The sequence below is a fragment of the Pseudomonas lurida genome, from assembly GCF_013522705.1.
GTDB lineage: Bacteria > Pseudomonadota > Gammaproteobacteria > Pseudomonadales > Pseudomonadaceae > Aquipseudomonas > Aquipseudomonas quebecensis.
Window position 1 is genome coordinate 249897 of record NZ_JAAMRE010000002.1, and the last position, 26061, is coordinate 275957.

General features: G+C 61.5%; 24 protein-coding genes. 17 read left to right on the plus strand and 7 right to left on the minus strand.

What is annotated here, in order from left to right:
• The first annotated feature begins 2 nt into the window (after positions 1-2).
• Positions 3-485 (plus strand): DUF523 domain-containing protein, encoded by a 483-nt coding sequence (locus tag G7025_RS02825; RefSeq protein WP_181076442.1) that lies wholly within the window; start codon positions 3-5, stop codon positions 483-485.
• Here G7025_RS02825 and G7025_RS02830 read toward each other — a convergent pair.
• The gene (locus G7025_RS02830) at positions 436-960 is read right to left on the minus strand and encodes a transporter substrate-binding domain-containing protein (RefSeq protein ID WP_181076444.1); all 525 of its coding nucleotides are present in this window, start codon (positions 958-960) and stop codon (positions 436-438) included. The two genes, G7025_RS02825 and G7025_RS02830, sit on opposite strands and share 50 nt — an antisense overlap.
• Before the next feature lie 133 nt (positions 961-1093).
• Here G7025_RS02830 and G7025_RS02835 point away from each other — a divergent pair, with 133 nt between their 5' ends.
• Positions 1094-1534 (plus strand): DUF4399 domain-containing protein, encoded by a 441-nt coding sequence (locus G7025_RS02835; protein ID WP_181076446.1) that lies wholly within the window; start codon positions 1094-1096, stop codon positions 1532-1534.
• Between the two features lie 67 nt (positions 1535-1601).
• Here the strand turns inward: G7025_RS02835 and serA are convergent, their stop codons facing one another.
• On the minus strand, positions 1602-2831 hold the full coding sequence (gene serA / locus G7025_RS02840; RefSeq protein WP_034101340.1) for a phosphoglycerate dehydrogenase: 1230 nt from the start codon (positions 2829-2831) through the stop codon (positions 1602-1604).
• 205 nt (positions 2832-3036) lie between these two features.
• Here serA and G7025_RS02845 point away from each other — a divergent pair, with 205 nt between their 5' ends.
• From G7025_RS02845 to G7025_RS02860, 4 genes are all read left to right on the plus strand, one after another.
• Entirely contained in the window at positions 3037-4431 is a 1395-nt protein-coding gene (locus G7025_RS02845) for an FAD-binding oxidoreductase (protein ID WP_181076447.1), read from the plus strand.
• 22 nt (positions 4432-4453) lie between these two features.
• A complete protein-coding gene (locus G7025_RS02850; protein ID WP_181076449.1) occupies positions 4454-5119 on the plus strand; it encodes a fumarylacetoacetate hydrolase family protein in 666 nt (221 codons plus the stop codon).
• Between the two features lie 145 nt (positions 5120-5264).
• Positions 5265-6191 (plus strand): SdiA-regulated domain-containing protein, encoded by a 927-nt coding sequence (locus tag G7025_RS02855; protein WP_181076450.1) that lies wholly within the window; start codon positions 5265-5267, stop codon positions 6189-6191.
• A gap of 120 nt (positions 6192-6311) precedes the next feature.
• Positions 6312-7220 carry an SdiA-regulated domain-containing protein gene (locus G7025_RS02860; protein WP_181076452.1) on the plus strand — a complete coding sequence of 303 codons (909 nt, stop codon included), beginning with the start codon at positions 6312-6314 and terminating at the stop codon, positions 7218-7220.
• Here the strand turns inward: G7025_RS02860 and G7025_RS02865 are convergent, their stop codons facing one another.
• Positions 7221-9167 carry an autotransporter domain-containing protein gene (locus tag G7025_RS02865; protein ID WP_181076454.1) on the minus strand — a complete coding sequence of 649 codons (1947 nt, stop codon included), beginning with the start codon at positions 9165-9167 and terminating at the stop codon, positions 7221-7223.
• Positions 9168-9433: 266 nt separating this feature from the next.
• Positions 9434-10105: a ribose-5-phosphate isomerase RpiA gene (gene rpiA, locus G7025_RS02870; RefSeq protein WP_181076455.1), complete on the minus strand. Its 672-nt coding sequence runs from the start codon at positions 10103-10105 to the stop codon at positions 9434-9436.
• A 137-nt stretch (positions 10106-10242) separates the two neighbouring features.
• Here rpiA and ilvA point away from each other — a divergent pair, with 137 nt between their 5' ends.
• Positions 10243-11757, plus strand: coding sequence for a threonine ammonia-lyase, biosynthetic (gene ilvA / locus G7025_RS02875; RefSeq protein ID WP_181076457.1), 1515 nt, complete (start codon positions 10243-10245; stop codon positions 11755-11757).
• A gap of 40 nt (positions 11758-11797) precedes the next feature.
• Positions 11798-12211, plus strand: a complete 414-nt coding sequence (locus G7025_RS02880; protein WP_181076459.1) for a DUF2269 family protein — start codon at positions 11798-11800, stop codon at positions 12209-12211.
• An 88-nt stretch (positions 12212-12299) separates the two neighbouring features.
• Here the strand turns inward: G7025_RS02880 and G7025_RS02885 are convergent, their stop codons facing one another.
• A complete protein-coding gene (locus G7025_RS02885; RefSeq protein ID WP_181076460.1) occupies positions 12300-12956 on the minus strand; it encodes a histidinol-phosphatase in 657 nt (218 codons plus the stop codon).
• A 143-nt stretch (positions 12957-13099) separates the two neighbouring features.
• Between G7025_RS02885 and G7025_RS02890 the strand changes: the two genes are divergently transcribed.
• Complete coding sequence (locus G7025_RS02890) at positions 13100-13579, plus strand: RNA pyrophosphohydrolase (protein WP_003176750.1); 480 nt, start codon at positions 13100-13102, stop codon at positions 13577-13579.
• A gap of 22 nt (positions 13580-13601) precedes the next feature.
• Positions 13602-15881, plus strand: a complete 2280-nt coding sequence (ptsP, locus tag G7025_RS02895) for a phosphoenolpyruvate--protein phosphotransferase (protein ID WP_181076462.1) — start codon at positions 13602-13604, stop codon at positions 15879-15881.
• Between the two features lie 34 nt (positions 15882-15915).
• On the opposite strand, the gene G7025_RS02900 is transcribed toward ptsP, so the two are convergent.
• Positions 15916-16662: an NRDE family protein gene (locus tag G7025_RS02900; protein WP_181076463.1), complete on the minus strand. Its 747-nt coding sequence runs from the start codon at positions 16660-16662 to the stop codon at positions 15916-15918.
• Between the two features lie 120 nt (positions 16663-16782).
• Here G7025_RS02900 and G7025_RS02905 point away from each other — a divergent pair, with 120 nt between their 5' ends.
• The 3 genes from G7025_RS02905 (at position 16783) to G7025_RS02915 (ending at position 19335) form a co-directional block, all read left to right on the plus strand.
• A complete protein-coding gene (locus G7025_RS02905) occupies positions 16783-17565 on the plus strand; it encodes a sulfite exporter TauE/SafE family protein (RefSeq protein WP_181076465.1) in 783 nt (260 codons plus the stop codon).
• Between the two features lie 65 nt (positions 17566-17630).
• The gene (gene lgt, locus G7025_RS02910) at positions 17631-18443 is read left to right on the plus strand and encodes a prolipoprotein diacylglyceryl transferase (protein WP_181076467.1); all 813 of its coding nucleotides are present in this window, start codon (positions 17631-17633) and stop codon (positions 18441-18443) included.
• Between the two features lie 58 nt (positions 18444-18501).
• Positions 18502-19335 (plus strand): thymidylate synthase, encoded by an 834-nt coding sequence (locus G7025_RS02915; protein WP_181076469.1) that lies wholly within the window; start codon positions 18502-18504, stop codon positions 19333-19335.
• 63 nt (positions 19336-19398) lie between these two features.
• On the opposite strand, the gene cadR is transcribed toward G7025_RS02915, so the two are convergent.
• A complete protein-coding gene (gene cadR / locus G7025_RS02920; protein ID WP_181076470.1) occupies positions 19399-19839 on the minus strand; it encodes a Cd(II)/Pb(II)-responsive transcriptional regulator in 441 nt (146 codons plus the stop codon).
• A gap of 85 nt (positions 19840-19924) precedes the next feature.
• Here cadR and G7025_RS02925 point away from each other — a divergent pair, with 85 nt between their 5' ends.
• The 4 genes from G7025_RS02925 to G7025_RS02940 all read left to right on the plus strand — a co-directional run bounded on the left by G7025_RS02925 (position 19925) and on the right by G7025_RS02940 (position 26051).
• Positions 19925-22177, plus strand: coding sequence for a heavy metal translocating P-type ATPase (locus G7025_RS02925; protein ID WP_181076472.1), 2253 nt, complete (start codon positions 19925-19927; stop codon positions 22175-22177).
• Between the two features lie 15 nt (positions 22178-22192).
• Positions 22193-23056 carry a LysR family transcriptional regulator gene (locus tag G7025_RS02930; RefSeq protein WP_181076473.1) on the plus strand — a complete coding sequence of 288 codons (864 nt, stop codon included), beginning with the start codon at positions 22193-22195 and terminating at the stop codon, positions 23054-23056.
• 216 nt (positions 23057-23272) lie between these two features.
• Positions 23273-24337, plus strand: a complete 1065-nt coding sequence (locus G7025_RS02935) for a putative 2-aminoethylphosphonate ABC transporter ATP-binding protein (protein WP_181076475.1) — start codon at positions 23273-23275, stop codon at positions 24335-24337.
• Between the two features lies 1 nt (position 24338).
• Entirely contained in the window at positions 24339-26051 is a 1713-nt protein-coding gene (locus G7025_RS02940) for a putative 2-aminoethylphosphonate ABC transporter permease subunit (protein WP_181076477.1), read from the plus strand.
• Positions 26052-26061: the final 10 nt, after the last annotated feature.

The window sequence follows — 26061 nt, forward strand, 5'->3', positions numbered from 1 at the left end:
CCATGCACAAGATACTGATCAGCCGCTGCCTGCTGGGCCACAAGGTGCGCTACGACGGCGGCGCCAGCGGGCCGTTCGACCAACTGGCCGCGTGGCAGGCTGAGGGACGGGTGGTTGCGATCTGCCCGGAAGTGGCGGGCGGTTTGCCGACGCCCAGGCCTTCTGCCGAAATCCCCGGTGGTCAGGGCGTCGACGTGTGGGAGGGCCGTGCCAAAGTGCTGACGGCCGAGGGCGAAGACTTCAGCGCCGCCTTCATGGACGGCGCGCGCCAGGCCCTGGCCCTGGTGCAGCAGCACGATATCCGCATTGCTGTGCTCAAGGCCAATAGCCCGTCGTGCGGCAATCTGCTGACCTATGACGGTACCTTCGCCGGGGTAAAGGTCAGTGGCGAGGGCGTAACGGCGGCGCTGCTCAAGCGTCATGGCGTGCAGGTATTCAGTGAGCTGGAGCTGCCGGAGGCGGCACAGGCGTTGACGCGCCTGTAGGGGCGTCGGCCTCGAACCATTTTTGCGACAGCGTCTTCAATCGGCCATCGTCCTTCATCCGCTTCAACGCCCCGTCCACACTCGTCTTGAACGCCGGGTTACCCTTCTGGAACGGGATCGCCAGTTCAGGCTTCTCGTGATAGGCCTCACTGAAATCGAACTGATCCTCAAGCTCGGCAGTCTTAGCGATATGGTTGATGGCCACGTCGTATTTGCCGGTTGCTACACCGGGTAGCATGTCGGCGTCATCGGTGGTGATGAACGAGGCGCGCACATCCATTTCCTTCGCCAGCAGTTCACCCAGCTCCACTTCAAAACCGGTGAGCTTGTCGCCTTCCTTGAAGTTGTAGGGCGGGGTATTGGCTTCAAGGGCGATGCGCAGCTCACCACGATCATTGACGTCGTCGATCAGTTCGGCATGAGCCAAAGGGCTCAGAAGGGGAAGCAGCAGTAACAGGCCAGGCGAAAAGCGCATGGTCACTCCTAGAAAATTCGAATGTGCGAGGCGCCGTTCAGCATCGCTTTGCTATGGTGTTGAGTGCCTTGGACAGCAATTTGTCGCGAAGTTGTCACAACCCTGCAGATTTCATAAAGAAGTGGAGAAGCGAATGAAAGCCCTTTTGTCCCGTGCAACGATTGCCAGCCTGTTGCTGGGTGCCTCGATGTTGGCCAGCGCCGCCGACCTGCCGCGCACGCCGGCGCCTGAAGGTGCTGAAGTGTTTATCGTCTCGCCGAAGGATGGCGCGACCGTCGACAAAACCTTCACCGTCAAATTCGGCGTGAAAAACCTGGACCTGGAGCCGATCGACAAGCAAGTGCCTAACGCCGGTCACCATCACCTGCTGGTTGACCAGGATGTGACGGCGCTTAAGGCCGCCGACGCGATCCCGGCCACCGCGACCTCGATCCACTTCGGCAAGGCGCAAACCGAAACCGAGCTGACCCTGACCCCAGGCAAGCACACCTTGCAACTGGTGGCAGGCGACAACGTGCATCGCCAGTTCGAGCCAACGGTCGCCTCGAAAGTCATCACCGTTAACGTCAAGTAAGCGTTCTGCGGACAAAAAAATGGGAGACCCCTGCGGGTCTCCCATTTTTTGTACAGCGGTTAAAGCCTTAGAACAACACGCGGCTACGAATCGTGCCGTTGATGTGCTGCAGCTTCTCTTGCGCCAGGTCCGAGTACTCGGCGTCGACGTCGATTACCACGTAGCCGACCTTCTCGTTGGTCTGCAGGAACTGACCGGAAATGTTGATGCCGTTTTCCGCGAAGACCTTGTTGATCTCGCTCATCACACCCGGAATGTTCTGGTGGATGTGCAGCAGGCGGTGCTTGCCAGGGTGAGCCGGCAGGGCCACTTCCGGGAAGTTGACGGACGAGACCGACGTACCGTTGTCGCTGTACTTGACCAGCTTCTCGGCCACTTCCAGACCGATGTTGGCCTGGGCTTCAGCGGTGGAACCGCCGATGTGCGGAGTCAGGATCACATTGTCCAGGCCACGCAGCGGGCTTTCGAAAATGTCATCGTTGGAGCGCGGCTCAACCGGGAATACGTCGATGGCGGCGCCGATCAGGTGCTTGTCCTTGATCGCATCGGCCAGGGCGTCCAGTTCGACCACGGTACCGCGCGCGGCGTTGATCAGGATGCCGCCTTTCTTGATGGCGCGGATTTCCTTCTCACCGATCATCCACTGGGTCTCAGCGGTTTCCGGTACGTGCAGGGTCACGATGTCGGACATGCCCAGCAGTTCGGTCAGGCTCGACACCTGCGTGGCGTTGCCCAATGGCAGCTTGGTCAGGGTGTCGTAGAAGAACACCTGCATGCCCAGGCCTTCGGCCAATACCGAAAGCTGCGTGCCGATCGAGCCGTAACCGACGATACCCAGCTTCTTGCCGCGGATTTCGAAGGAGTTGGCCGCGCTCTTGATCCAGCCGCCACGGTGGCAGGAAGCGTTCTTCTCAGGGATACCGCGCAGCAGCAGGATGGCCTCGGCCAGCACCAGCTCCGCCACGGAGCGGGTGTTGGAATACGGTGCGTTGAACACCGCGATACCGCGCTCGCGCGCTGCGTTGAGGTCGACCTGGTTGGTGCCGATGCAGAAGCAGCCGACCGCCACGAGCTTCTTGGCGTGATCGAAGATTTCTTCGGTCAGCTGAGTGCGTGAGCGAATGCCGATAAAGTGCGCGTCGGCGATCTTTTCCTTTAGCTGGGCTTCCGGCAGAGAACTGGTGATGTACTCAATGCTGGTGTACCCGGCGGCTTTCAGAACGTCGACAGCCGATGGGTGGACGCCTTCCAGAAGAAGGAACTTGATCTTGCTCTTATCGAGAGAAGTCTTGCTCATCTGCGTAAACCTGTATCCCGGAGAAAAATGGCAGGGAGTCGGATCACTTAAGCTGACCCGGACGGCAGGAAAGCCGTCACCGCAGAAACGCCCTTGGGCTCTGTCCTGCGGGGGCGGTATGCTAGCATACGCGCCCCGCTAAACACCTATTCCTGCGACGTGAAGCGTTCTCAGGATGACCATGAATTGTTCGAGAGTTCTGTCGATGACCCATCCTGCCCTGATTGATGAGCTGAAGACCCTGGTTGAGCCCGGCAAAGTGCTGACCGACGCCGACTCCCTGGAGGCTTACGGCAAGGATTGGACCAAGCATTTCGCTCCGGCACCCATGGCTATCGCGTTTCCCAAGACCATCGAGCAGGTGCAGGCCATTGTCCGTTGGGCCAACGAGCGCCAGGTGGCGCTGGTGCCGTCGGGCGGGCGTACCGGCCTGTCGGCGGCAGCGGTTGCGGCCAATGGCGAGGTGGTGGTGTCGTTTGACTATATGAACCAGATTCTCGACGTGAACCTCACCGACCGTACTGCCGTGTGCCAGCCGGGCGTGGTCACCAAGCAACTGCAGAATGTCGCCGAAGAAAACGGCCTGTATTACCCGGTGGACTTCGCATCGTCCGGTTCCAGCCAGATTGGCGGCAATATCGGCACCAATGCCGGCGGGATCAAGGTGATTCGCTACGGCATGACCCGTAACTGGGTAGCGGGCATGAAAGTCGTCACCGGCAAGGGCGACGTGCTGGAACTGAACCGCGACCTGATCAAGAACGCCACCGGCTACGACATTCGCCAGTTGTTCATCGGTGCCGAAGGCACGCTGGGGTTTGTGGTCGAAGCGACCATGCGCCTGGACCGCGCGCCGAAGAACCTCACCGCCATGGTGTTGGGCACCACCGACTTCGATTCGATCATGCCGGTGCTGCACGCGTTTCAGGGCAAGGTCGACCTGACTGCCTTTGAGTTCTTCTCCGACAAAGCCCTGGCCAAAGTCCTCGGCCGTGGTGACGTACCGGCGCCGTTCGACACCGAGTGCCCGTTCTACGCACTGCTGGAATTCGAAGCCACCACCGAAGAAGTCGCCAACCATGCCCTGGAGACCTTCGAGCACTGTGTCGAGCAGGGTTGGGTGCTGGACGGGGTGATGAGCCAGAGCGAAACCCAGTTGCACAACCTGTGGAAGCTGCGCGAGTACATCTCCGAGACCATTTCCCACTGGACGCCGTACAAGAACGATATTTCGGTGACGGTTTCCAAAGTGCCGGCGTTCCTCAGCGAAATCGACGCCATTGTCGGCGAACATTACCCGGATTTCGAAATCGTCTGGTTTGGTCACATCGGTGACGGCAACCTGCACCTGAACATCCTCAAGCCGGAAAACCTGAGCAAGGACGAGTTCTTCGCCAAATGCGCCACTGTGAACAAGTGGGTGTTCGAAACCGTTCAGAAGTACAACGGCTCGATCTCCGCCGAGCACGGCGTGGGCATGACCAAGCGCGATTACCTGACCTACAGCCGCTCGCCGGTTGAAATCGAATACATGAAGGCCGTCAAGGCCGTGTTCGACCCGAACGGGATCATGAACCCGGGCAAAATCTTCGCTGTTTAACCGCCCCTCAAGGAGTCGTTTCATGAGCTACCAGCACAAGTATGTCGACGGCACCCACATCCACTTCCCGGTGGGCAAGGTGGTGTGCATCGGGCGTAACTACGCCGAACATGCCAAGGAACTGGACAACCCGGTACCGACCGAGCCGTTGTTGTTCATCAAACCGGGCAGTTGCGTGGTGCCGCTGGAAGGCGGTTTCGCCATTCCTGCCGAGCGCGGTTCGGTGCACTACGAGGCGGAAATCGCGGTGCTGATCGGTAAGCCGCTGTCGGCCAAGCCAAGCCGTGAGGAAGTGCTGGACGCCATCTCCGGTTTCGCGCCGGCGCTGGACCTGACCCTGCGCGACAAGCAGGCCGAACTCAAGGCCAAGGGCCTGCCGTGGGAAGTCGCCAAGTCATTCGACGGCGCGGCGGTGATTGCGCCGTTCGTGGTCGACAGTACCTTCCCTGACCTGACCGACATTGGCATTCGCTTGACCATCAACGACGAAGTGCGTCAGGACGGCAGCAGCGCGCAGATGCTCAACCCGATCGTGCCGATGATCCAGTACATGGCCGGCTGCTTCTCGCTGCAGGCAGGAGACGTGATCCTCACCGGTACTCCGGCCGGCGTCGGGCCGTTGAATGCAGGTGATGAGCTGGTGTTGGAATTGCCGAACGTGAGTCGCTTCGAAAGCGTCGTTCGCTGAACGAAAGGGTGGGAGGGGTTTGCCCCTCCCACATAGCGGCTTTTGCATTTTTTTCACACGCAATCCGGATAATCCTCAGCCTCCAGCACGCGAGCCCATTGATCCTGTGCTAACCCCTAAAGCTCATCTGCAGGAAAAGCGCTCAATGGCCGTGCCTCTGCCCTCTGCACCATCCAAGTCCCGTTCCCGTTTCGCCCTGCGCTGGTATTCCTGGCTGTTCCTGGCCGGGGCGGTGGTGTATGGCGTGGCGTGGCTGATGCATTGGGACGATCGCGGCGTACTGTGGGTGCTGGAACGGTTCGAAAGCCCTGCCGAGCGCAAGGAAAGCGTATGGCTGCCCGACTACCAGGCGATTATCGACGCCAAGGTGCTGCCGGGCCTGGAGAAGGACGAAGCCTCGGACATTACCTACAATCCGCAGACCAAAACCCTGTTTTCCGTGATGGGTAAAAACCCGTTTCTTGTCGAGCTGAGCCTGCAAGGCGACGTGCTGCGCAAGATGCCGCTCAACGGCTGGGACAACCCCGAAGGCGTTGCGATGATGGAGAACGGCCTGATGGCGATTGTCGACGAGCGCCAGCATACGCTCAGCATCGTCAAGGTCGAGGCCGCCACGCAACAGTTGACCAAGGCCGACTTCAAGAGCTATGACCTGGGCCCTTCCAAGGACCAGAACAAAGCGTTTGAGGCCGTGACCTGGGACAAGCATAACCAGCAGATAGTGTTGGGCGAGGAGCGCCCGCCGGCGTTGTTCACCTGGAAAAGCGACGGCGCCCAGCTCTTGACCGGCGCTAAACAAAAGCTGGCGAGTAAAGAGTTGGACATGCGCAACCTCTCGGCCCTGGCCGTCGACCCGCGTACGGGCCATCTGCTGTTGCTGTCGGCCGATTCTCATTTGTTGCTGGAGTTGGATGAAAAGGGCGAGCAAGTCAGCTTCATGACCTTGCTCGGTGGCTTCAACGGCCTCAAGGACACCATTCCACGGGCTGAAGGGGTCACCCTCGACGAGGACGGCAACCTCTACGTGGTCAGTGAGCCGAACCTGTTCTATCGTTTTGAAAAGCAGAAGTAGCTGGCAAATTACGTCGGATATTTCTCTTTCAGCGGCATTCGCCAGACACTGTGGCGCGTTTAAGTTTAAATTCAGACCGGCGTGATATTCATTCGCCACTTTTGACTTTGAGCTTGCCCGATGCGTCGATTAGCCCGCCCTAAACCTCTTCTTCTCCTGCTTACGCTGGTCATCGTGATCGGCGCCGTCGCTGTTGCCCAGAACTTCCGTTTGTTCGAGCGCGCCTGGTTCAACTGGCAGGCGTGGCGTCAGCCCACTCAGGCGCAATCCATCGGCCTGGCCGATTACCGCGTGGTCCTGGAGGCTCAGGTGATCGAGGGGCTAAACGACGACGTATCGGCGCTGACCTATGACCCGGTGCGCAAAAGCCTGTTTACCGTGACCAATAAAAACGCCGAGCTGATCGAGCTGTCCCTGGAGGGCAGGATCGTGCGGCGCATTCCTCTGATCGGGTTTGGCGATGCCGAAGCGGTGGAATTTATCAGTGAAAATATTTACGTCATCAGCGACGAGCGCCAGCAACGGCTGATCAAGGTGCATGTGGACGACGACACCCAATTCCTCGATGCCGCCGATGCCGAGCAAATGACTCTGGGCGTGCATGTCGGCGGCAACAAAGGCTTCGAAGGCCTGGCTTATGATTCGGTGGGCAAGCGCCTGTTCGTCGCCAAGGAGCGCGACCCGATGCTGATCTACGAGGTGCACGGCTTTCCCCATTTCAAACCGGAAAAAACCTACTCGGTGCACGTGATCAACAACCCCAAGCGCGATGCCGGGTTGTTTGTGCGCGACCTGTCGAGCCTGCAGTACGACGAGCGCAGCGGGCATTTACTGGCGCTGTCGGATGAGTCGTTCCTGGTGTTGGAACTGGACATCGACGGTCGCCCGCTGAGCAGCCTGTCTCTGCTCAGCGGGCGCCATGGCCTGAGCAAACGTGTGCCACAGGCCGAAGGTATCGCCATGGATGACGACGGGGCGTTGTACCTGGTCAGTGAGCCGAACCTGTTCTACGTGTTCAAAAAGCCCTGATCAGAACAGCCATTGCACACCCAGCGAATAGCCGGTCTGGCTGCCTTCGTTGTGGCCCAGCCGGCTGTTGACCTCGGCGTACACCCCCAACTGCGGAGTGATCGCCAGCTGGCTGCCCAGTTGCGCGCGACCAAAATGCTTATCCACCGCGCCCAGCCGTGCCGTGCGCGCCTGGTCATCGGCCCGGGCGGTCAGTTGCAGGTTGTCCAGGCGGCCGTCGGCCAATTCCGAGACCCAGGCTATGTCGCCGTAGGGCATCAGGCTCAGGCCGCGGGGCAGGCCAACCATGCCACGTACGCGCCAGCCCAGGCTGGCTTCCAGGGAGTCGAAGGACTGCTCTTCATACTCCAGTGCAGTACGCAGATTCTGTTTTTCGTGGAATTGATCGATGCGCGAGTGGCTGTAATCCAGGCCGGCGAACGGACCGCTCTTGATCGCGCCGAGGTCAAAGTCGTACCCACCCAGCACCCTTGCGCCGAGCGTTAACGCATCGGTGCTGCCGGTCAGCTGTTGATTGAGCAGGATCGGCCCGCCATTGGCCTGAATCAGCAGGTTGCGCCGGCTGTCGAAGCGGGCGTGGCCTATGCTCAGATCGCCGGCCAGCCAGGTCGGCCCGCCATCGTTGAGCAGCGCGTAGGCGGCGGCCTGCCAGGTATCGCTGTCGAGCTTGCCGCGATGTTCCAGTTTGTCGCGACCGTTGAGGTAGCTGAGGCTGGCGCCGATGTTCAGGCTGGGGGTGAGTTGGTAATCGCCCAGTGCGTGCAGGCCCACGCGCCGCGCTTCGGGGTTGGGCGCCGTGTCGAAACCGCTGTCGGGGTTGTATTCGCCGTCCACACCGATCTCGCCGTCAAAGCTGCCGATCTCGCGGCTGGCCGACTGCAAGGTCAGCCAGCGGCGGTCATGCAGGCGCACCATCGCCTGGTGCTGGCGCTGCAGGTTGTCCTGCATATTGCGCGCGACGGCGACGCCGGAGGCGGTCGAAGCCAGCAGATCGGCGTTGGTCAGCTCAAGCACCAGGCGGCTGAGCAGGCGTGAATAGTCGCGCAGGCGCTGGTCGATGCGCGCCTGGCCGAAGGCATCCGTGAGCACGGCTTTGTTGTCTTCGGCAGGGTCGTGCCAGGTCGAACCGCCAGGGATTGCGGGGTTGTCGGTCTGGGTGTAGCCGTCCAGGTCGCCCAGTTCCCAGTTGGTGGCTTCTATATAGAGAATCGGCACATTCAGCGCCTCGAACGCTTCGCCGTCGCTGCAGCAGCCGGTGCCTTTGGGGTATTGCGGGTCCAGGCCGGGGTTGGTGAACAGGGGAATGTTCAATTCCCTGGCGATCTGGAATGTGTGCTCGCGCAACGCCGCCAGCGCCGGGTTGGCGGTGCTGTTCTGGCCGGCGTGGGCGTACATCATGTCGCCGGTGATCAGGCTGTCGAGGTTGATCATCGCCAGCATATTCGCGCGCTGGCTGGCGCTCAGCGAATCGACGAAAGCCCGAGAGCCGCGCAAGCCTTCTTCTTCCGCGCCGAAACCGACAACCTGCAGGCCGTTTTCCAGCTGCAGACCGCCCAGGTTCTTCGCCACTTCGGTCAGTACGCTGGCGCCGGAACCGTTGTCGTCCAGGCCTTGCAGGGTCGGGCGGCCAAAGTAAGTGTCGAAATGCGCGCCAATCACCACGTACTGCGGCCGGGTGCCGGCGGCGTAGGCCACTACGTTCTGCGAGGCGCGGCTGCCGCCGTTCCAGGTGAAATCCTGGCGACTGATGCTGTAGGCCGCGCCCATCTGGCTTTGCATCCAATCGGCCGCGCCGGCGAAATTGGCCGTGCCACGATAACGGCCGGGGTAATCGTTGATCAGTTTTTCCAGGGTGGTATTGGCGTGCTCGCCGTATTCATAGGCTGAGGTTTGCAGGGACAGCAGGGCGCAGGTCGCGCCGATCGCGAAGGCGAGGGGCTTTATCACAGGGTCTTCCTTGAAGTGACGGAGTTGTTGAGCCCAGACCCTTTGCACAATGTGCGCCTCATTCCCTGGGCGATTGTGAATTGGCGCATTGTTAAACGGCGGGGTCGCGTGGCTGTAAGTTGTAACGGATTTGATACCAGCGACGGTATTGAATGTCGTGACTTGGCGCACGATTTTGGAGAGGGGGTGCTGCGAAAGGTAGCGTTTTTGTTACATGGACACGGGCTGTGGGAGGAGGCTGGCTCCGCCCCACAGGCAACCGATGCTTAAGCCTTGAGGGTCTTCACACCTTCGGGCGTGCCCAGCAGCAACACATCCGCTGGCCGCGCGGCGAACAGGCCGTTGGTGACTACGCCGACGATGGCGTTGATCCGGGTTTCCAGCTCGACCGGGTTGGTGATCTGCATGTTGAACACATCGAGGATGATGTTGCCGTTGTCGGTCAATACGCCTTCGCGGTACACCGGGTCGCCGCCCAGCTTCACCAGTTCGCGGGCTACGTGGCTGCGGGCCATGGGGATAACTTCCACCGGCAGCGGGAATGTGCCGAGCACCGGCACCAGTTTGCTGGCATCGGCGATGCAGATGAAGGTCTTGGCCACGGCCGCGACAATCTTCTCGCGGGTCAGGGCTGCGCCGCCGCCTTTGATCAGGTGCAGGTGCTCGTCGCTTTCATCGGCGCCATCGATGTAGAACTCCAGGTCGCTCACGGTATTGAGCTCATACACCGGAATGCCGTGGCCCTTGAGGCGCGCGGCGGTGGCTTCGGAGCTGGCCACGGCGCCGTCGAACGCGCCCTTGTGCTGGGCCAGCGCATCGATAAAGCAGTTGGCGGTGGAGCCGGTGCCGACGCCGACGATGCTCTTGTCGTCGAGTTTGGGAAGGATTAAATCGACGGCGGCCTGGGCCACTGCCTGTTTGAGTTGATCCTGGGTCATGCGGGCTCCGGAACGGGCGGGGAGTGATCGAGGGCGGCGAGTATACCCCAACAAAACCTCGGGATTCGTGTGGTCGTACGGCTAAAAGCCGGGTTAGACTCCTTGGCCCTGCCCAACCCGCCCAGTGATGCTTTCCGATGCTTGAACAGTACGTCAAAAAGATCCTCACCTCGCGCGTCTACGACGTGGCCGTAGAAACCCCGTTGCAGACCGCCCGCCAGCTCTCCGAGCGCTTGGGCAACAAGGTCTGGCTCAAGCGGGAAGACTTGCAGCCGGTGTTCTCGTTCAAGATTCGCGGCGCCTACAACAAGCTGACCCAACTGAGCGCCGAAGAACGTGCGCGCGGTGTGGTCACCGCCTCGGCGGGTAACCACGCCCAGGGCCTGGCCCTGGCGGCGAAAGTGCTGGGGGTCAAGGCCACTATCGTGATGCCCAAGACCACCCCGGAGATCAAGGTTGAAGGCGTACGCTCGCGCGGCGGTAAAGTGGTATTGCACGGCGATTCGTTTCCGGAAGCCCTGGCCTATTCGCTCAAGCTGGTCGACGAAAAAGGCTACGTCTACATTCACCCCTACGACGATCCGCACACCATTGCCGGGCAGGGCACCGTGGCGATGGAGATCCTGCGCCAGCACCCTGGCCCGCTGGATGCGATTTTCGTCCCGGTGGGCGGCGGCGGCCTGATCGCCGGTATCGCGGCATACGTGAAATATCTGCGCCCGGAAATCAAGATCATCGGCGTCGAGCCGGATGACTCCAACTGCCTGCAAGCCGCGATGGCAGCGGGCGAGCGCGTGGTGCTGCCGACCGTGGGCCTGTTTGCCGATGGCGTGGCGGTGGCGCAGATCGGTCAGCACACGTTCGAAATCTGCAAGGACTATGTGGATGAAGTGATCACCGTGAGCACTGACGAAATCTGCGCGGCGATCAAGGACATCTACGATGACACCCGCTCCATCACCGAGCCGGCCGGCGCGCTGGGCGTGGCGGGCATCAAGAAATACGTGGAAACCCGTGGCGTCAGTGGCCAGACCCTGGTGGCCATTGATTCCGGCGCCAACGTCAACTTCGACCGCCTGCGTCACGTGGCCGAGCGCGCCGAGTTGGGTGAAGGCCGCGAAGCCATTATCGCCGTGACCATTCCCGAACAGCCGGGCAGCTTCAAGGCGTTCTGCGAGGCCGTGGGCAAGCGCCAGATCACCGAATTCAACTACCGCTACCACACCGGCAGCGAGGCGCACATCTTTGTCGGCGTGCAGACCCACCCGGACAGCGACCCGCGCAGCGCATTGATCGCCAGCCTCACCCAGCAGGGTTTTCCGGTGCTGGACCTGACCGAGAACGAACTGGCCAAGTTGCACATCCGCCATATGGTCGGCGGGCATGCGGCCAAGGTCAGCGACGAAATGGTCCTGCGTTTCGAGTTTCCGGAACGGCCGGGGGCGTTGTTCAACTTTCTCAATAAACTGGGCGGTCGCTGGAACATCTCGATGTTCCACTATCGCAACCATGGCGCGGCCGATGGTCGTGTGGTCGCCGGCCTGCAAGTACCGGCGGACGAACGTCACCTGGTTCCGGCGGCCCTGGCGCAAATCGGCTACCCGTACTGGGATGAAAGCGATAACCCGGCCTACACACTGTTCCTCGGTTGAGCGACTACGCTGATTGGGCGACCTTTAAGGAAGACGATCCATGGATACCCTGATCACCCTCAAGACTGTCCACATCGCCGCCACTGTGGTGCTGCTGCTGTGTGGCCTGGGCCTGGCGCTGCTGGCCTGGCGCAACCGCAGCGCCGGCCCGGCCGTCGTCGTCCGGCGCCCCTGGGCGTTCGTGTGGTTGCTGATGGGAGTCTGCCTGCTCAGCATGCCGTTTACCGGCTGGTGGCTGGTGCACTTGGTGGGCTGGCCGCTGGGGCAGACGTGGATACTGGGCTCCAGCCTGCTCTACACCGTGGCGGCGCTGGCCTGGTTCTGGCTGGTGGCGCGCCTCAACCGGCTGCGCAAAGGCGAGGGCGGCAGCCTGAATTTCACCCTGGTGCTGGCGGTGGTCAGCCTGGTGGGGTTTGTGGCGATTGCTGGGTTGATGGGGGCCAAGCCGGTTTAACGCTTGGGCCGTGTCGCCTGCATCGGGGGCAAGCCCCCTCCCACACGAACTCGGTCAAATGTGGGAGGGGCTTGCTCCGATAGCACCCTCAGCTACGCAGGGTAATCACCGGCCAACCCCGCTTCTCGGCTTCGGCGCGTAAATTGGGGTCCGGGTCGACCGCCACCGGGTTCTCCACTTGCTCCAACAGCGGCAAGTCGTTCATCGAGTCGCTATAGAAGTAACTGCCTTCCAGGCTATGCCCGGTCTCCTCCAGCCAACGATTCAAACGCGTGACCTTGCCTTCCCGGAAACACGGCACGTCCGTGCTGCGTCCGGTATAGCGGCCGTTTTCCATCTCGCATTCAGTGGCGATCAGGGTGTCTACGCCCAGGCGTGCGGCAATCGGCGCGGTGACGAAGCGGTTGGTGGCGGTGATGATCACCAGCTTGTCGCCGGCTTCGCGGTGCTTGGCCAGCAATTCTGAGGCTCGTGGCAGCATGATCGGCTCGATGCAGTCGCGCATATAGTCGTTATGCCATTCGTCCAGCTGGGCCATCTCGGTGCGGCCGAGGATCTCCAGGCAAAAGTTCAGGTAGGCGGCGTTGTCCAGGCGGCCGGCCAGGTAATCCTGATAGAACTCGTCGTTGCGGGCCTTATAGGCCACCGCGTCGAGAATCCCGCGTTCGCACAGGTAATCGCCCCACGCATGGTCGCTGTCACCGCCAAGCAGGGTGTTGTCCAAGTCGAATAAAGCCAGGCGCATTGCAGTTACTCGCTGAAATGTCTGTAAAAAGGCGTCCAGAATACGGTCTTTTCACAAGAGTGCACATAAGCTAAGAAGCCTCGTTGCCGCTTGCGCAAGCTTTGTGGAACAATGCGGCGACATGCGTTTGCGAGGTTGTTGCCGTGATCGACCCCGATGGTTTCCGTCCTAATGTCGGGATTATTCTTACGAATGATGCCGGACAGGTGCTATGGGCTCGCCGAATCAACCAAGATGCCTGGCAGTTTCCTCAGGGCGGAATCAACCCCGACGAAACCCCTGAAGACGCCTTGTACCGTGAGTTGAACGAAGAAGTCGGCCTTGAGCGTGAAGATGTGCAGATTTTGGCCTGTACCCGTGGCTGGTTGCGCTATCGTTTGCCGCAACGCCTGGTGCGTACCCACAGCCAACCGCTGTGCATCGGCCAGAAGCAGAAATGGTTTCTCCTGCGCCTGATCTCCAACGAGCAGCGGGTGCGGATGGATTTGACCGGTAAACCGGAGTTCGATGGCTGGCGTTGGGTCAGTTATTGGTACCCGTTGGGCCAGGTGGTGACATTCAAGCGCGAAGTTTATCGTCGCGCTCTCAAAGAGCTTGCCCCGCGCCTTTTAGCGCGCGACTGACGACGGAGTTCGACCCCGAGCCATGCTCAATACGCTGCGCAAGATCGTCCAGGAAGTTAACTCCGCCAAGGATCTCAAGGCGGCGTTGGGGATTATTGTGTTGCGCGTCAAGGAAGCCATGGGCAGCCAGGTCTGCTCGGTTTACCTGCTGGATCCAGAGACCAACCGTTTTGTGCTGATGGCCACCGAGGGCTTGAACAAGCGCTCCATCGGCAAGGTCAGCATGGCGCCCAATGAAGGTCTGGTTGGCCTGGTAGGGACGCGTGAAGAACCCCTGAACCTTGAAAACGCGGCCGATCACCCGCGTTATCGTTACTTTGCCGAAACCGGCGAAGAGCGCTACGCCTCGTTCCTTGGGGCGCCGATCATCCACCACCGCCGCGTTGTCGGCGTGCTGGTCATCCAACAGAAAGAACGCCGCCAGTTCGACGAGGGTGAAGAAGCCTTCCTCGTGACCATGAGCGCGCAACTGGCCGGGGTTATCGCCCACGCCGAGGCCACCGGCTCCATCCGTGGCCTGGGTCGCCAGGGCAAGGGCATCCAGGAAGCCAAGTTCGTCGGCGTGCCGGGCTCGCCAGGCGCCGCCGTGGGTACCGCGGTGGTCATGCTGCCGCCGGCCGATCTCGACGTGGTGCCGGACAAGACCATCAGCGACATCGACGCTGAAATCAAACTGTTCAAGACCGCCCTCGAAGGCGTGCGCGCCGACATGCGCAACCTGTCGAACAAACTGGCCACCCAACTGCGCCCCGAAGAGCGCGCGTTGTTCGAGGTGTACCAGATGATGCTTGACGACGCGTCCCTCGGGAACGAAGTCAAGACCGTGATCAAGACCGGCCAGTGGGCCCAGGGCGCCTTGCGCCAGGTGGTCAGCGATCACGTCAACCGTTTTGAAATGATGGACGACGCCTACCTGCGCGAGCGCGCCTCGGATGTGCGCGATCTGGGTCGCCGTCTGCTGGCCTATCTGCAGGAAGACCGCAGCACCAACCTGGTCTACCCCGACAACACCATCCTGATCAGTGAAGAACTGACCGCCACCATGCTCGGCGAAGTGCCTGAAGGCAAACTGGTGGGCCTGGTGTCGGTACTCGGTTCGGGTAACTCCCACGTCGCGATCCTGGCCCGCGCCATGGGCATTCCGACAGTGATGGGCCTGGTGGACCTGCCGTATTCCAAGGTCGACGGCATCGATATGATCGTCGACGGCCATCGCGGTGAAGTCTTTACCAACCCCAGCGAAGTACTGCGCAAGCAATATGCCGAGGTGGTGGAAGAAGAGAAGCAGCTGGCGCTGGGCCTCGATTCGTTGCGTGAGTTGCCGTGCGTAACACTCGACGGTCACCGCGTGCCTTTGCTGGTCAACACCGGCCTGCTGGCCGATGTGGCCCGCGCGCAGCAGCGAGGCGCCGAAGGCGTGGGGCTGTACCGCACCGAAGTGCCGTTCATGATCAACCAGCGTTTCCCGAGCGAGAAGGAACAGCTGGCGATCTATCGCGAGCAGTTGTCGGCCTTCCACCCGCTGCCGGTGACCATGCGCAGCCTGGACATTGGCGGCGACAAATCGCTGTCGTACTTCCCGATCAAGGAAGACAACCCGTTCCTGGGCTGGCGCGGTATCCGCGTGACCCTCGACCATCCCGAGATTTTCCTGGTACAGACCCGCGCCATGCTCAAGGCCAGCGAGGGCCTGAACAACCTGCGCATCCTGTTGCCGATGATTTCCGGCACCCATGAGCTGGAAGAAGCGTTGCACCTGATCCACCGGGCCTGGGGTGAAGTGCGCGACGAAGGCGCCGACGTGCCGATGCCGCCGATTGGGGTGATGATCGAAATCCCGGCGGCCGTATACCAGGCTAAGGAGCTGGCGCGGCAGGTGGACTTCCTGTCGGTGGGTTCCAACGACCTGACTCAGTACTTGCTGGCCGTGGACCGCAACAACCCCCGGGTGGCCGACCTGTACGACTACCTGCACCCGGCGGTGCTGCAAGCCCTGCAACATGTGGTGCGCGACGCCCACGCCGAAGGCAAACCGGTGAGTATCTGCGGTGAAATGGCCGGCGACCCGGCGGCGGCGGTGTTGTTGATGGCGATGGGCTTTGACAGTCTGTCGATGAACGCCACCAACCTGCCGAAAGTGAAGTGGCTGCTGCGCCAGGTCAACCTGAGCATGGCCAAGGATCTGCTGGCGGAGGTGATGACCATCGACAACCCGCAAGTTATCCACAGCTCGCTGCAATTGGCCCTGAAAAACCTGGGCCTGACGCGGATGATCAATCCGGCTTCTGCCAAGACCTTATAACTGATCGTTCCCACACGTGGGAACGATCATGCCGCTAAATTCTGAGCTCTACTTCACCCAGTCGCCCACCCAGCGGCCCAAAACTACGCTCCACCATCCGCCGCGTCCCATCGGCATTCACAATCAGCGCCGTACTGGCTCGGGTCCCATAAGCAGGGCTGGCGATAAACACGCTGGATAACAGGCTTTCAGTCGCCAACCCCACGCCGGTATCCGGTAACTCGGCAAACGGCGCCGTCTGCGGGTCGCTTAAAATCCCCAGCAACGTTTCCGGCTGCGGGTCTGCCAACACCTCGCTCAACGCCGCCTTGGCCTTGAGCAACTTCGGCCACGGTGTATCCAGCCCGGCATTTGAAAGCCCATAGACCCCGGCTTCCAGTTGCGTTGGCTCAGTGTGGTTGGCGTTGTAGTGCCACAACTCATCCCGCGTGCCCACCAGCAGGTTAAACCCGGCGTATTCAATCGATCTGCCGTTAACATCGGCCAAATATTCATCAATCGGTAGCGAACCACTGAGAAACCGCGCCACCAGTTCCCCACGGGACCTGCGTGCGGGCGGCTGGTACGGGTCGCGAATATTGGTCAGGGCCGCAAACCGGCCTTCGGCGCTGATCCCCAGCCAGGTGCCGCCGGCTTCCTGATCGCGGCCGGCGTACACATGGGGCATATCCGGCCACTGCGCCAGCGGCAGCGTGGGGCGGGCATAGAACTCATCACGGTTGGCCGCGACGATCAACGGCTGGGCGTGGCCCGGCCGCCAGGCGAAAACAATCAGGCACATCAGGCGATCCCTTTTGTGTTTTTTGTCACTCTACTGACTCAAGCAGAGGCGTTCCATCGTATCCAGTTGGGTCGCATGCCTTCCATCCGTTAACATGCCGGACTTGTTTCGAGGGCTCCCATGGAATTTCTACTGTATCTGGTGCTCGGCGCCTGTGCGGGTGTGCTCGCCGGGCTGTTCGGCGTGGGAGGCGGGATCATCATCGTGCCGGTGCTGGTGTTCAGCTTCACCTTGCAGGGCTTCGACCCGCAGGTACTGACGCACCTGGCCGTGGGCACGTCCCTGGCGACCATCATCTTTACCTCGGTCAACGCTGTGCGCGAGCACCATCGGCGTGGCGCGGTGCGCTGGCCGATCTTCGTGTGGATGACCGTGGGCATCCTGATCGGCGCCGGCTTCGGTGCGCTGACCGCCGAAGCGATTTCCGGGCCGCACCTGCAGAAGATCATCGGTGTATTTGCCCTGCTGGTGGCACTGCAACTGGCCCTGGACATGAAGCCGAAGGCCAGTCGAACGGTGCCGGGCAAGGTTGGGCTGACCCTCGCCGGCACTGTTATTGGCTGGGCCTCGGCGATTTTCGGGATTGGCGGCGGCTCACTGACCGTGCCGTTTCTGACCTGGCGCAGCGTGCCGATGCAGCAGGCGGTAGCCACTTCGTCGGCCTGCGGCCTGCCGATTGCGCTGGCCAGTGCATTAAGTTTCATGATTCTGGGCTGGCACGACCCGCTGTTGCCCGCTCATAGTCTGGGCTTCGTGTATTTGCCGGCGCTGCTGGGCATTGCCCTGACGAGCATGGTATTTGCGCGCTTCGGTGCACGGTTGGCGCATCGCTTGTCGCCGCGTTTGCTCAAGCGTCTGTTCGCCGGTTTGCTGTTTTGTGTCGGTTTGAATTTTTTGCTGTAACGCACGCTTAATCGCGCCCGGGCATGGTCCGGTCGCCATAACGAATGTTTTAACGAGGAGTCGCAATGCTGCCTTACCCGCAGATCGACCCGGTGGCCCTGGCCATCGGTCCGCTGAAAATCCACTGGTACGGCTTGATGTACCTGATCGGCATCGGCGGCGCCTGGCTGCTGGCGTCCCGGCGCCTGAACCGTTTCGACCCGACCTGGACCAAGGAGAAGCTCTCCGACATGGTGTTCTGGTTGTCGATGGGGGTGATCGTCGGCGGGCGCCTGGGGTATGTGCTGTTTTACGATCTCTCGGCGTACATCGCCAACCCAATGCTGATCTTCGAGGTGTGGAAGGGTGGCATGGCGTTCCATGGCGGCTTCATCGGTGTGATGATCGCCGCCTGGTGGTTTGGCCGTCGCAACGGCAAGTCGTTCTTCGAACTGATGGACTTCGTCGCGCCGCTGGTGCCGATCGGCCTGGGCGCCGGGCGTATCGGTAACTTCATCAATGCCGAGTTGTGGGGCAAGCCGACCGACGTGCCGTGGGCCATGGTGTTCCCGCCGTTCAGCGACCCTGCCCAGTTGCCGCGCCATCCGTCGCAGCTGTACCAGTTCGCCCTGGAAGGTGTGGCACTGTTCCTCATTCTGTATATCTTCTCGCGCAAACCGCGCCCGACCATGGCCGTGTCCGGCATGTTCGCGCTGTTCTACGGGATCTTCCGGTTCATCGTCGAATTCGTACGGGTGCCGGATGCGCAGCTGGGTTACCTGGCGTGGGGCTGGCTGACCATGGGGCAGGTGCTCAGCATGCCGATGATTCTCGTCGGTCTGGGCCTGTTGTGGTGGGCGTATAACCGTCCGCAACCGCTGAAGAACACCGCGCTTTAAATTCGAATGCCTGGGCTCGACCGCGAAGAGCCCAGGCTTCAACGATACGGGTACCCACATGAAGCAATACCTCGAACTACTGAACGACGTCGTGACCAATGGCCTGACCAAGGGCGACCGTACCGGCACCGGCACCAAGGCCGTGTTCGCCCGGCAGTTTCGGCACAACCTGGCCGACGGTTTCCCGCTGTTGACCACCAAGAAGCTGCACTTCAAGAGCATCGCCAACGAGCTGATCTGGATGTTGAGCGGTAACACCAACATCAAGTGGCTCAACGAAAACGGCGTGCGCATCTGGGACGAATGGGCCACCGAAGACGGCGACCTGGGCCCGGTCTACGGCGAGCAGTGGACCGCCTGGCCGACCAAGGACGGCGGTACGATCAACCAGATCGACTACATGGTGCACACGCTCAAGACCAACCCCAATAGCCGCCGTATTCTGTTCCATGGCTGGAACGTCGAGTACCTGCCTGACGAAACCCAAAGCCCCCAGGAGAACGCGCGCAACGGCAAACAGGCCCTGCCGCCGTGCCACCTGCTGTACCAGGCATTCGTGCATGACGGCCACCTGTCGATGCAGTTGTATATCCGCAGCTCCGACGTATTCCTCGGCCTGCCGTACAACACCGCCGCGCTGGCGCTGCTGACCCATATGCTGGCTCAACAGTGTGACCTGATTCCCCACGAGATCATCGTCACCACCGGCGACACCCATGCCTATAGCAACCATATGGAACAGATCCGGACCCAACTGGCGCGTACGCCGAAGAAGCTGCCGGAGCTGGTGATCAAGCGTAAGCCCGAATCGATCTACGACTATAAATTCGAAGACTTCGAAATCGTAGGCTACGAGGCCGATCCGAGCATTAAGGCCGACGTGGCTATCTAGAGCCTGACGCTGTCCAATGTGGGAGGGGCTTGCCCTCCCACAGTTGAACAGTGTTCGCTTGAGTCAGTGCCCGTGGCTCCTGCCTACATGTGAGGGCTCGGCCTCGCTGGCGGCTACCCCGCCGTTGACCTCCAATCGCTGCAAAATCCCGCAGTGATCCCCACCCCCACACCGCTGGCGCAGATCCAGCAATTGCTCCTGCAAGGCCAGCAACCCATCGATGCGTGCTTTCACATGCTGGATATGCTCGTCGATCAACGCATTGACGCTTTCGCACTGGTCCTGGGGGCTATCGCGCAGGCTGAGCAGGCTGCGGATTTCTTCCAGGGTCATGTCGAGGCTGCGGCAGTTGCGAATAAAGATCAGCCGCTCTGTGTGCGCCTGGGTGTACACGCGGTAGTTGGCGTTGGTACGTGCCGGGGGCGGCAGCAGGCCTTCCTTCTCGTAGTAACGGATGGTTTCCACCGGGCAGTCGGTAAGTTTCGCCAGTTCGCCGATCTTCATTGGCGCAATCTCCAAAATGGATGCTTGACCCTATAGTGGCTACAGGGTCTTTACTTGGCAACAGGCACCTTACGGACGCGACCTGATGAGCGATTCCATTCACACCCCACATAAACACGACCATGACCATGACCATGGCGAGCAGAAGCTGACGCCCGTGCATAACCACGGGCATGGCGGCTCCTGCTGCTCCGCCACCCCGGCCCCTGCGGTGGTGCAACTGAGTGAAGCACCCACCGCCGGCGCGCACCTGAGCACCTTCCGTATCGAGGCCATGGACTGCCCCACCGAGCAAACGCTGATCCAGAACAAACTGGGCAAGCTCGCCGGTGTGCAGCAGCTGGAATTCAACCTGATCAACCGTATCCTCGGCGTCACCCATGACCTGCCGAGCACCGCGCCGATCATTGACGCGATCAAATCCCTTGGCATGCAGGCCGACCCCATCGAAGAGGGCGTGCCTGCCGCTGCCCCCCCGGCCAAGAAGCATTGGTGGCCGTTGGCCGTGTCGGGTCTTGGGGCGTTGGGCGCCGAAGTGCTGCACTTCACTAATGCCGCGCCGACCTGGGTGATTGCTCTGGTGGCGCTGGTGTCGATCTTCAGCGGCGGCCTCGGCACCTATAAAAAGGGCTGGATCGCCCTGAAAAACCTCAACCTGAATATCAACGCCCTGATGAGCATCGCCGTCACCGGCGCGGTACTGATTGGCCAGTGGCCGGAAGCGGCCATGGTGATGTTCCTGTTTACCGTGGCCGAACTGATCGAGGCGAAGTCCCTGGATCGCGCGCGCAACGCCATCAGCGGTTTGATGCAGATGACCCCGGAACGGGCCACCGTGCAGCAGTCTGACGGCAGTTGGACCGAACAGGAGGTGAAAAGTATCGAACTGGGCGCTGTCGTGCGGGTTAAGCCCGGCGAGCGTATCGGCCTGGACGGTGAAGTCACTGCGGGTCAATCCACTATCGATCAGGCGCCGATTACCGGTGAAAGCCTGCCGATTGAAAAGACCGTGGGCGATAAAGTCTTCGCCGGCACCATCAACCAGGCAGGCTCTCTGGAGTACAAGGTCACGGCGGCAGCCAACAACTCCACCCTGGCGCGGATCATCCACGCGGTGGAGCAGGCCCAGGGCGCACGGGCGCCGACGCAGCGCTTTGTGGACCGCTTTTCGAAGCTCTACACCCCGGCTGTGTTCCTGTTTGCCCTCGGTGTGGCGGTGATTCCTCCACTGTTCATGGCCGGCGTCTGGTTCGACTGGATCTACCGCGCGCTGGTGCTGCTGGTGGTCGCGTGCCCGTGTGCATTGGTGATCTCCACACCGGTGACCATCGTCAGCGGCCTGGCCGCTGCGGCGCGCAAAGGCATCCTGATCAAGGGCGGCGTGTACCTGGAGGGTGGTTACAAACTTGATTACCTGGCCCTCGACAAGACCGGCACGATCACCCACGGCAAACCGGTGCAAACCGACTACCTGGCGCTGTTCCCAACCCTCGAGGACAGCGCGCCGGCCCTGGCCGCCAGCCTGGCGGGGCGTTCCGATCACCCGGTGTCCCTGGCGATCGCCAACGCGGCTGTGGATAAAAACCTGCCGACCCATGTTGTGGATAACTTCGAGGCCTTGGCCGGCCGGGGCGTGCGCGGGGACATCAATGGCCAAACCTACCACCTGGGTAACCACCGCCTGGTGGAAGACCTTGGCCTGTGTTCGCCGCAGTTGGAAGAAAAGCTGTTTGCCCTGGAAAAACAAGGTAAGTCCGTGGTGCTGCTGCTCGATAAATCCGGCCCGCTGGCACTGTTCGCGGTGGCCGACACGGTCAAGGACAGCAGCCGTGAAGCCATCGAGCAGTTGCATGAATTGGGCATCAAGACCCTGATGCTCACCGGCGACAACACCCACACCGCCCAGGCAATCGCTGCGCAGGTGGGCATCGATCAGGCCCAGGGCGACCTGTTGCCCACCGACAAACTTCACGCCATCGAAACCCTCTACGCCCAGGGCCGTCGAGTGGGCATGGTCGGCGACGGCATCAACGACGCCCCGGCCCTGGCGCGCGCCGAGATCGGCTTTGCCATGGCCGCCGCCGGCACCGACACTGCCATCGAGACCGCCGACGTGGCCTTGATGGATGACGATTTGCGCAAGATTCCGGCATTCATTCGGTTGTCGCGACAAACGTCGAGTATCCTCAAGCAGAACATCGCCCTGGCGTTGGTGATCAAGGCGATCTTCCTCGCGGTGACGTTCATGGGTATGGCCACCATGTGGATGGCGGTGTTCGCCGACATGGGCGTAAGCCTGCTGGTGGTGTTCAATGGCCTGCGCCTGTTGCGCAAATAGACAAGAGAGGGTGGTGTGCTGAGTGCCGAGCTGAAGGCGTTTTTTATGGTCGCCCGCCTGGGCAGCATCACCCAGGCGGCGAAAAAACTCGGCCTGAGCCAGCCCACGGTCACTACCCAGATCCGCAACCTGGAAAGCCAATACGGCGTCGAGCTGTTCTATCGCGGCGGGCGCCGCCTCACCGTCAGCGACGAAGGCGCGCGGTTGCTGCCGATGGTCAAGACGCTGTTGCAGCAGGAAGCCGATATCGAGTTTTTCCTGCGTAACAATGGTCAGGTCCAGGGCGCCCTGCGTATTGCCGCGACGGCACCTTATTACATCCTTGATCTGGTCAAAGCGTTCCGCGAACGCCTGCCGCAGGTGGAGGTGTCGGTGGAAATCGGCAACTCGCAGCAAGTGCTCGAAGCGCTGGATGATTACCGCGTCGATGTGGCGGCGTCCTCACAGCTGCTCGACGACCCACGTCTGATCCGCCGCGTCCTCGGCACCGATCCGCTGGTACTGGCGGTGCATCGCAACCACCCCCTGGCCAAACTCGATCATGTGCCGTTGAGCGCGCTCGCCGGACACACGCTGTTGATGCGCGAGGTGGGTTCCACCACGCGGCGCCTGACCGAAGACATGCTGCGCGGGGCTGGCGTGAGCTACGGCCCGCTGCTGGAAATCGGCAGCCGCGAATCGATCCGCGAGGCGGTGCTGCGCAATATCGGCATCAGCATCATCGCCCGCCAGGAAGTGCCCCATGACCCGCAGTTGAAGGTGCTGACCCTCGAGCATGCGCCGCAGATTCCGGAGTATCTGTACTGCCTCAAAGAACGAAAAGGCGCTCGCCTGCCGGCGGCGTTTTTGGGGTTGGCGCAGGAGATGTCGCCGATCTGAAGCCTTGTAGTGGCTTTGGGGGCCAATCGGGGGCAAGCCCCCTCCCACAGTTGAATTGTGAACGGCTTCAAGTGTGGGAGGGGGCTTGCCCCCGATTGGCGATATGCGTCCTACACAAATCTGCGAATACCACTATCGCCGCGCTTTGCCTTCCTGCCACAAGAGCGACGCATTGCCTGCCTAGCATGGCCTTCATCCGTTTGATGAGGTGCCACCATGAACACAGCCCTGACCCAACCCGGCGCGCCGATGAAGGTGCGCGGCATCCAGAAGCGCTTCGGCGCCTTTACGGCGTTGGACAACGTCTCCCTGGATGTCGCCGCCGGCGAGCTGGTGTGCCTGCTGGGCCCGTCCGGCTGCGGCAAGACCACCTTGTTGCGCTGCATCGCCGGCCTGGAGCGCCAGGACAGTGGCGAGCTTTACCTGGGCGGCCGTGACGTCTCCGTGCTGCCGCCCCAGGCACGGGACTACGGCATTCTGTTCCAGTCCTACGCGCTGTTTCCCAACCTGACCGTCGAAGCGAACATCGGCTACGGCCTCACCGGCAGCGGCCGCGACGAAGTGCGCCAGCGCGTCGGTCAAATGCTGGAACTGGTGGGCCTGCTCGGCAGCGAAAAGAAGTACCCCGGCCAGCTTTCCGGCGGCCAGCAACAGCGGGTCGCCCTGGCCCGTGCCCTGGCGCCGGCGCCGTCGCTGCTGTTGCTGGATGAGCCGATGTCGGCCCTCGACGCCCGGGTGCGCGAGCACTTGTGCACCGAACTGCGCCAACTGCAACGGCGCTTGGGCATCACCACGCTGATGGTGACCCACAACCAGGACGAAGCCATGTTGATGGCCGATCGCATCGCCGTGATGCACAACGGTAAGGTCGAGCAATACGCCACGCCCCAGGAAATCTATGACCGTCCGGCCACGCCGTTCGTGGCGGAGTTTGTCGGCCAGGGCAACTGGCTGCCGTTCAGTCGTAACAGCATCAGCCATGCCCAGGTCGGCGGGCTGACTATGCGCCTGGCCGATGATGCCGGTAGAGCCAAGTCCGGTCGCCTGTTCTGTCGCCCGGAAGCGATCAGCGTCAACCCTCCCGTGCACGAGGAGAACCTGTTCCCGGCCAAGGTCCGCGAAATCACCTTTCTGGGCAACCGATGCCGCATGAGTTTTGAGCTGGAGCACTTGCCCGGTCATCCGCTGCTGGCCGAACTCGCCCCCGAAGCTATGCCGCGCCTGGGTGCCCAGGACATCTGGGTAGCCTTGCCGCCGCGCAGCCTGCAGGTGTTTGCCTGAGATGGCCGTAGTAATGAGTGTGCCTGCAACGCGTCAGGTTTCCCGTGCCGACTGGGGCGACCGCATTTTTGTGGTCGGCGGCAAATGGCTGTGGCTGGGCCTGCTGAGTGTCGCGGTGTTGCTGCCGTTGCTGGCAATCTTCTGGCGTGGTTTCAGCAACGAGGCCGGGCAGGGCGGCGGTTTTGTCGCTGCACGTGAACTGGTGACCAGCGCCAACTTCCACTGGTTGTTGGGCAATAGCCTGAAAGTCTCCCTCAGCGTGGCGGCCATCGTCGTACCGCTGGCCTACCTGTTTGCCTACGCGCTGCAACGTACATTGATTCCCGGCAAAGCGATCTGGCGCGGCCTGTCATTGCTGCCATTGATGGCGCCCTCGATGTTGCCGGGCATCGCGCTGGTATACCTGTTCGGCAACCAGGGTCTGCTGCGCGGGATGCTCGCGGATAATATCTACGGCTTCTGGGGCATCGTGCTCGGCGAAGTGATCTACACCTTCCCACACGCGCTGATGATTTTGCTGTCGGCGCTCTCGCTGGCGGATGCGCGCCTGTTCGATGCCGCATCGAGTATGGGTGCCAGCCCGGCCCGGGCGTTTCGCAGCATTACCTGGCCGGCCACGCGCCAGGCCGTGTTCGCCGCGTTCTGCCTGGTGTTCACCCTGACCATCACCGATTTCGGCGTGCCTGTGGTGGTTGGCGGCGATTATCAGGTACTGGCGCTGGAGGCGTACAAGGCGGTGGTCGGCCAGCAGCAGTTCGGTCGCGGTGCATTGATCGGCATGGTCCTGCTGCTGCCGGCGCTGTTCAGCTTCGCTGTGGACGCCTGGCTGCGCCGCCGTCACGGCGATGCCATGAGCGGTCGCGCCCAAGTCTTTCGTCCGGCGCCGTCGCGCTTGAGAGACGCCTGCTACCTGGTCATCGTGCTGCTGATCTGCGCAGTGCTGCTGCTGGTGTTCGGCATGGCGGTGTACTCCTCGCTGGTGAAATTCTGGCCGTACAACCTGTCGCTGTCCCTCAGCCACTACCAGTTCGAGGACACCGCCGGCGGCGGTTGGCTGGCGTATCGCAACAGCCTGGCCCTGGCGCTGTGTACGGCATTGATCGGCAGCGTGCTGATTTTCACCGGTGCCTACCTGATGGAAAAGACCAAGGGCCAGAAGCACCTCAATCTGACGTTGCGCATGCTCAGTTTCATTCCGATGGCGGTGCCGGGGTTGGTGCTGGGTTTGGGCTACGTGTTCTTTTTCAACCTCAACGGCAACCCGCTGCATGTGTTCTACGGGACCATGACCCTGTTGGTGGTGTGCACCATTGCTCACTATTTGACCACCGCACAGATGACCGCTACTACCGCGCTGCGCCAGTTGGACGCTGAGTTTGAAGCCGCCGCGCTGTCGCTCAAGGCGCCGCTGTATCGCCATTACTTGAAAGTCACGGTACCGATCTGCCTGCCGGCGCTGCTGGACATCCTGCGCTATTTATTCGTGTCGGCGATGACCACCGTGTCCGCCGCGATCTTCCTCTACAGCCCCGACACCATTCTCGCCGCCGTTGCCGTGTTGAACATGGACGACGCCGGCAATGTAGGCGGCGCGGCGGCCATGTCCACTTTGATCCTGTTCACCTCGGGCGGCGTCTCGCTGCTGCTGGCGTGGGCGTCACGCGGCGCCTTGCGTCGCTCCCAAGCCTGGCGCCAGACCGCGCCCGGCCAATAAACAACCCTGA

Bases quoted from the DNA above. Each gene is read 5' to 3' on its own strand.
- G7025_RS02825 (WP_181076442.1), top strand. From the start codon at position 3: ATGCACAAGATACTGATCAGCCGCTGCCTGCTGGGCCACAAGGTGCGC.
- G7025_RS02830 (WP_181076444.1), bottom strand. From the start codon at position 960: ATGCGCTTTTCGCCTGGCCTGTTACTGCTGCTTCCCCTTCTGAGCCCT.
- G7025_RS02835 (WP_181076446.1), top strand. From the start codon at position 1,094: ATGAAAGCCCTTTTGTCCCGTGCAACGATTGCCAGCCTGTTGCTGGGT.
- serA (WP_034101340.1), bottom strand. From the start codon at position 2,831: ATGAGCAAGACTTCTCTCGATAAGAGCAAGATCAAGTTCCTTCTTCTG.
- G7025_RS02845 (WP_181076447.1), top strand. From the start codon at position 3,037: ATGACCCATCCTGCCCTGATTGATGAGCTGAAGACCCTGGTTGAGCCC.
- G7025_RS02850 (WP_181076449.1), top strand. From the start codon at position 4,454: ATGAGCTACCAGCACAAGTATGTCGACGGCACCCACATCCACTTCCCG.
- G7025_RS02855 (WP_181076450.1), top strand. From the start codon at position 5,265: ATGGCCGTGCCTCTGCCCTCTGCACCATCCAAGTCCCGTTCCCGTTTC.
- G7025_RS02860 (WP_181076452.1), top strand. From the start codon at position 6,312: ATGCGTCGATTAGCCCGCCCTAAACCTCTTCTTCTCCTGCTTACGCTG.
- rpiA (WP_181076455.1), bottom strand. From the start codon at position 10,105: ATGACCCAGGATCAACTCAAACAGGCAGTGGCCCAGGCCGCCGTCGAT.
- ilvA (WP_181076457.1), top strand. From the start codon at position 10,243: ATGCTTGAACAGTACGTCAAAAAGATCCTCACCTCGCGCGTCTACGAC.
- G7025_RS02880 (WP_181076459.1), top strand. From the start codon at position 11,798: ATGGATACCCTGATCACCCTCAAGACTGTCCACATCGCCGCCACTGTG.
- G7025_RS02885 (WP_181076460.1), bottom strand. From the start codon at position 12,956: ATGCGCCTGGCTTTATTCGACTTGGACAACACCCTGCTTGGCGGTGAC.
- ptsP (WP_181076462.1), top strand. From the start codon at position 13,602: ATGCTCAATACGCTGCGCAAGATCGTCCAGGAAGTTAACTCCGCCAAG.
- G7025_RS02900 (WP_181076463.1), bottom strand. From the start codon at position 16,662: ATGTGCCTGATTGTTTTCGCCTGGCGGCCGGGCCACGCCCAGCCGTTG.
- G7025_RS02905 (WP_181076465.1), top strand. From the start codon at position 16,783: ATGGAATTTCTACTGTATCTGGTGCTCGGCGCCTGTGCGGGTGTGCTC.
- lgt (WP_181076467.1), top strand. From the start codon at position 17,631: ATGCTGCCTTACCCGCAGATCGACCCGGTGGCCCTGGCCATCGGTCCG.
- G7025_RS02915 (WP_181076469.1), top strand. From the start codon at position 18,502: ATGAAGCAATACCTCGAACTACTGAACGACGTCGTGACCAATGGCCTG.
- cadR (WP_181076470.1), bottom strand. From the start codon at position 19,839: ATGAAGATCGGCGAACTGGCGAAACTTACCGACTGCCCGGTGGAAACC.
- G7025_RS02925 (WP_181076472.1), top strand. From the start codon at position 19,925: ATGAGCGATTCCATTCACACCCCACATAAACACGACCATGACCATGAC.
- G7025_RS02935 (WP_181076475.1), top strand. From the start codon at position 23,273: ATGAACACAGCCCTGACCCAACCCGGCGCGCCGATGAAGGTGCGCGGC.
- G7025_RS02940 (WP_181076477.1), top strand. From the start codon at position 24,339: ATGGCCGTAGTAATGAGTGTGCCTGCAACGCGTCAGGTTTCCCGTGCC.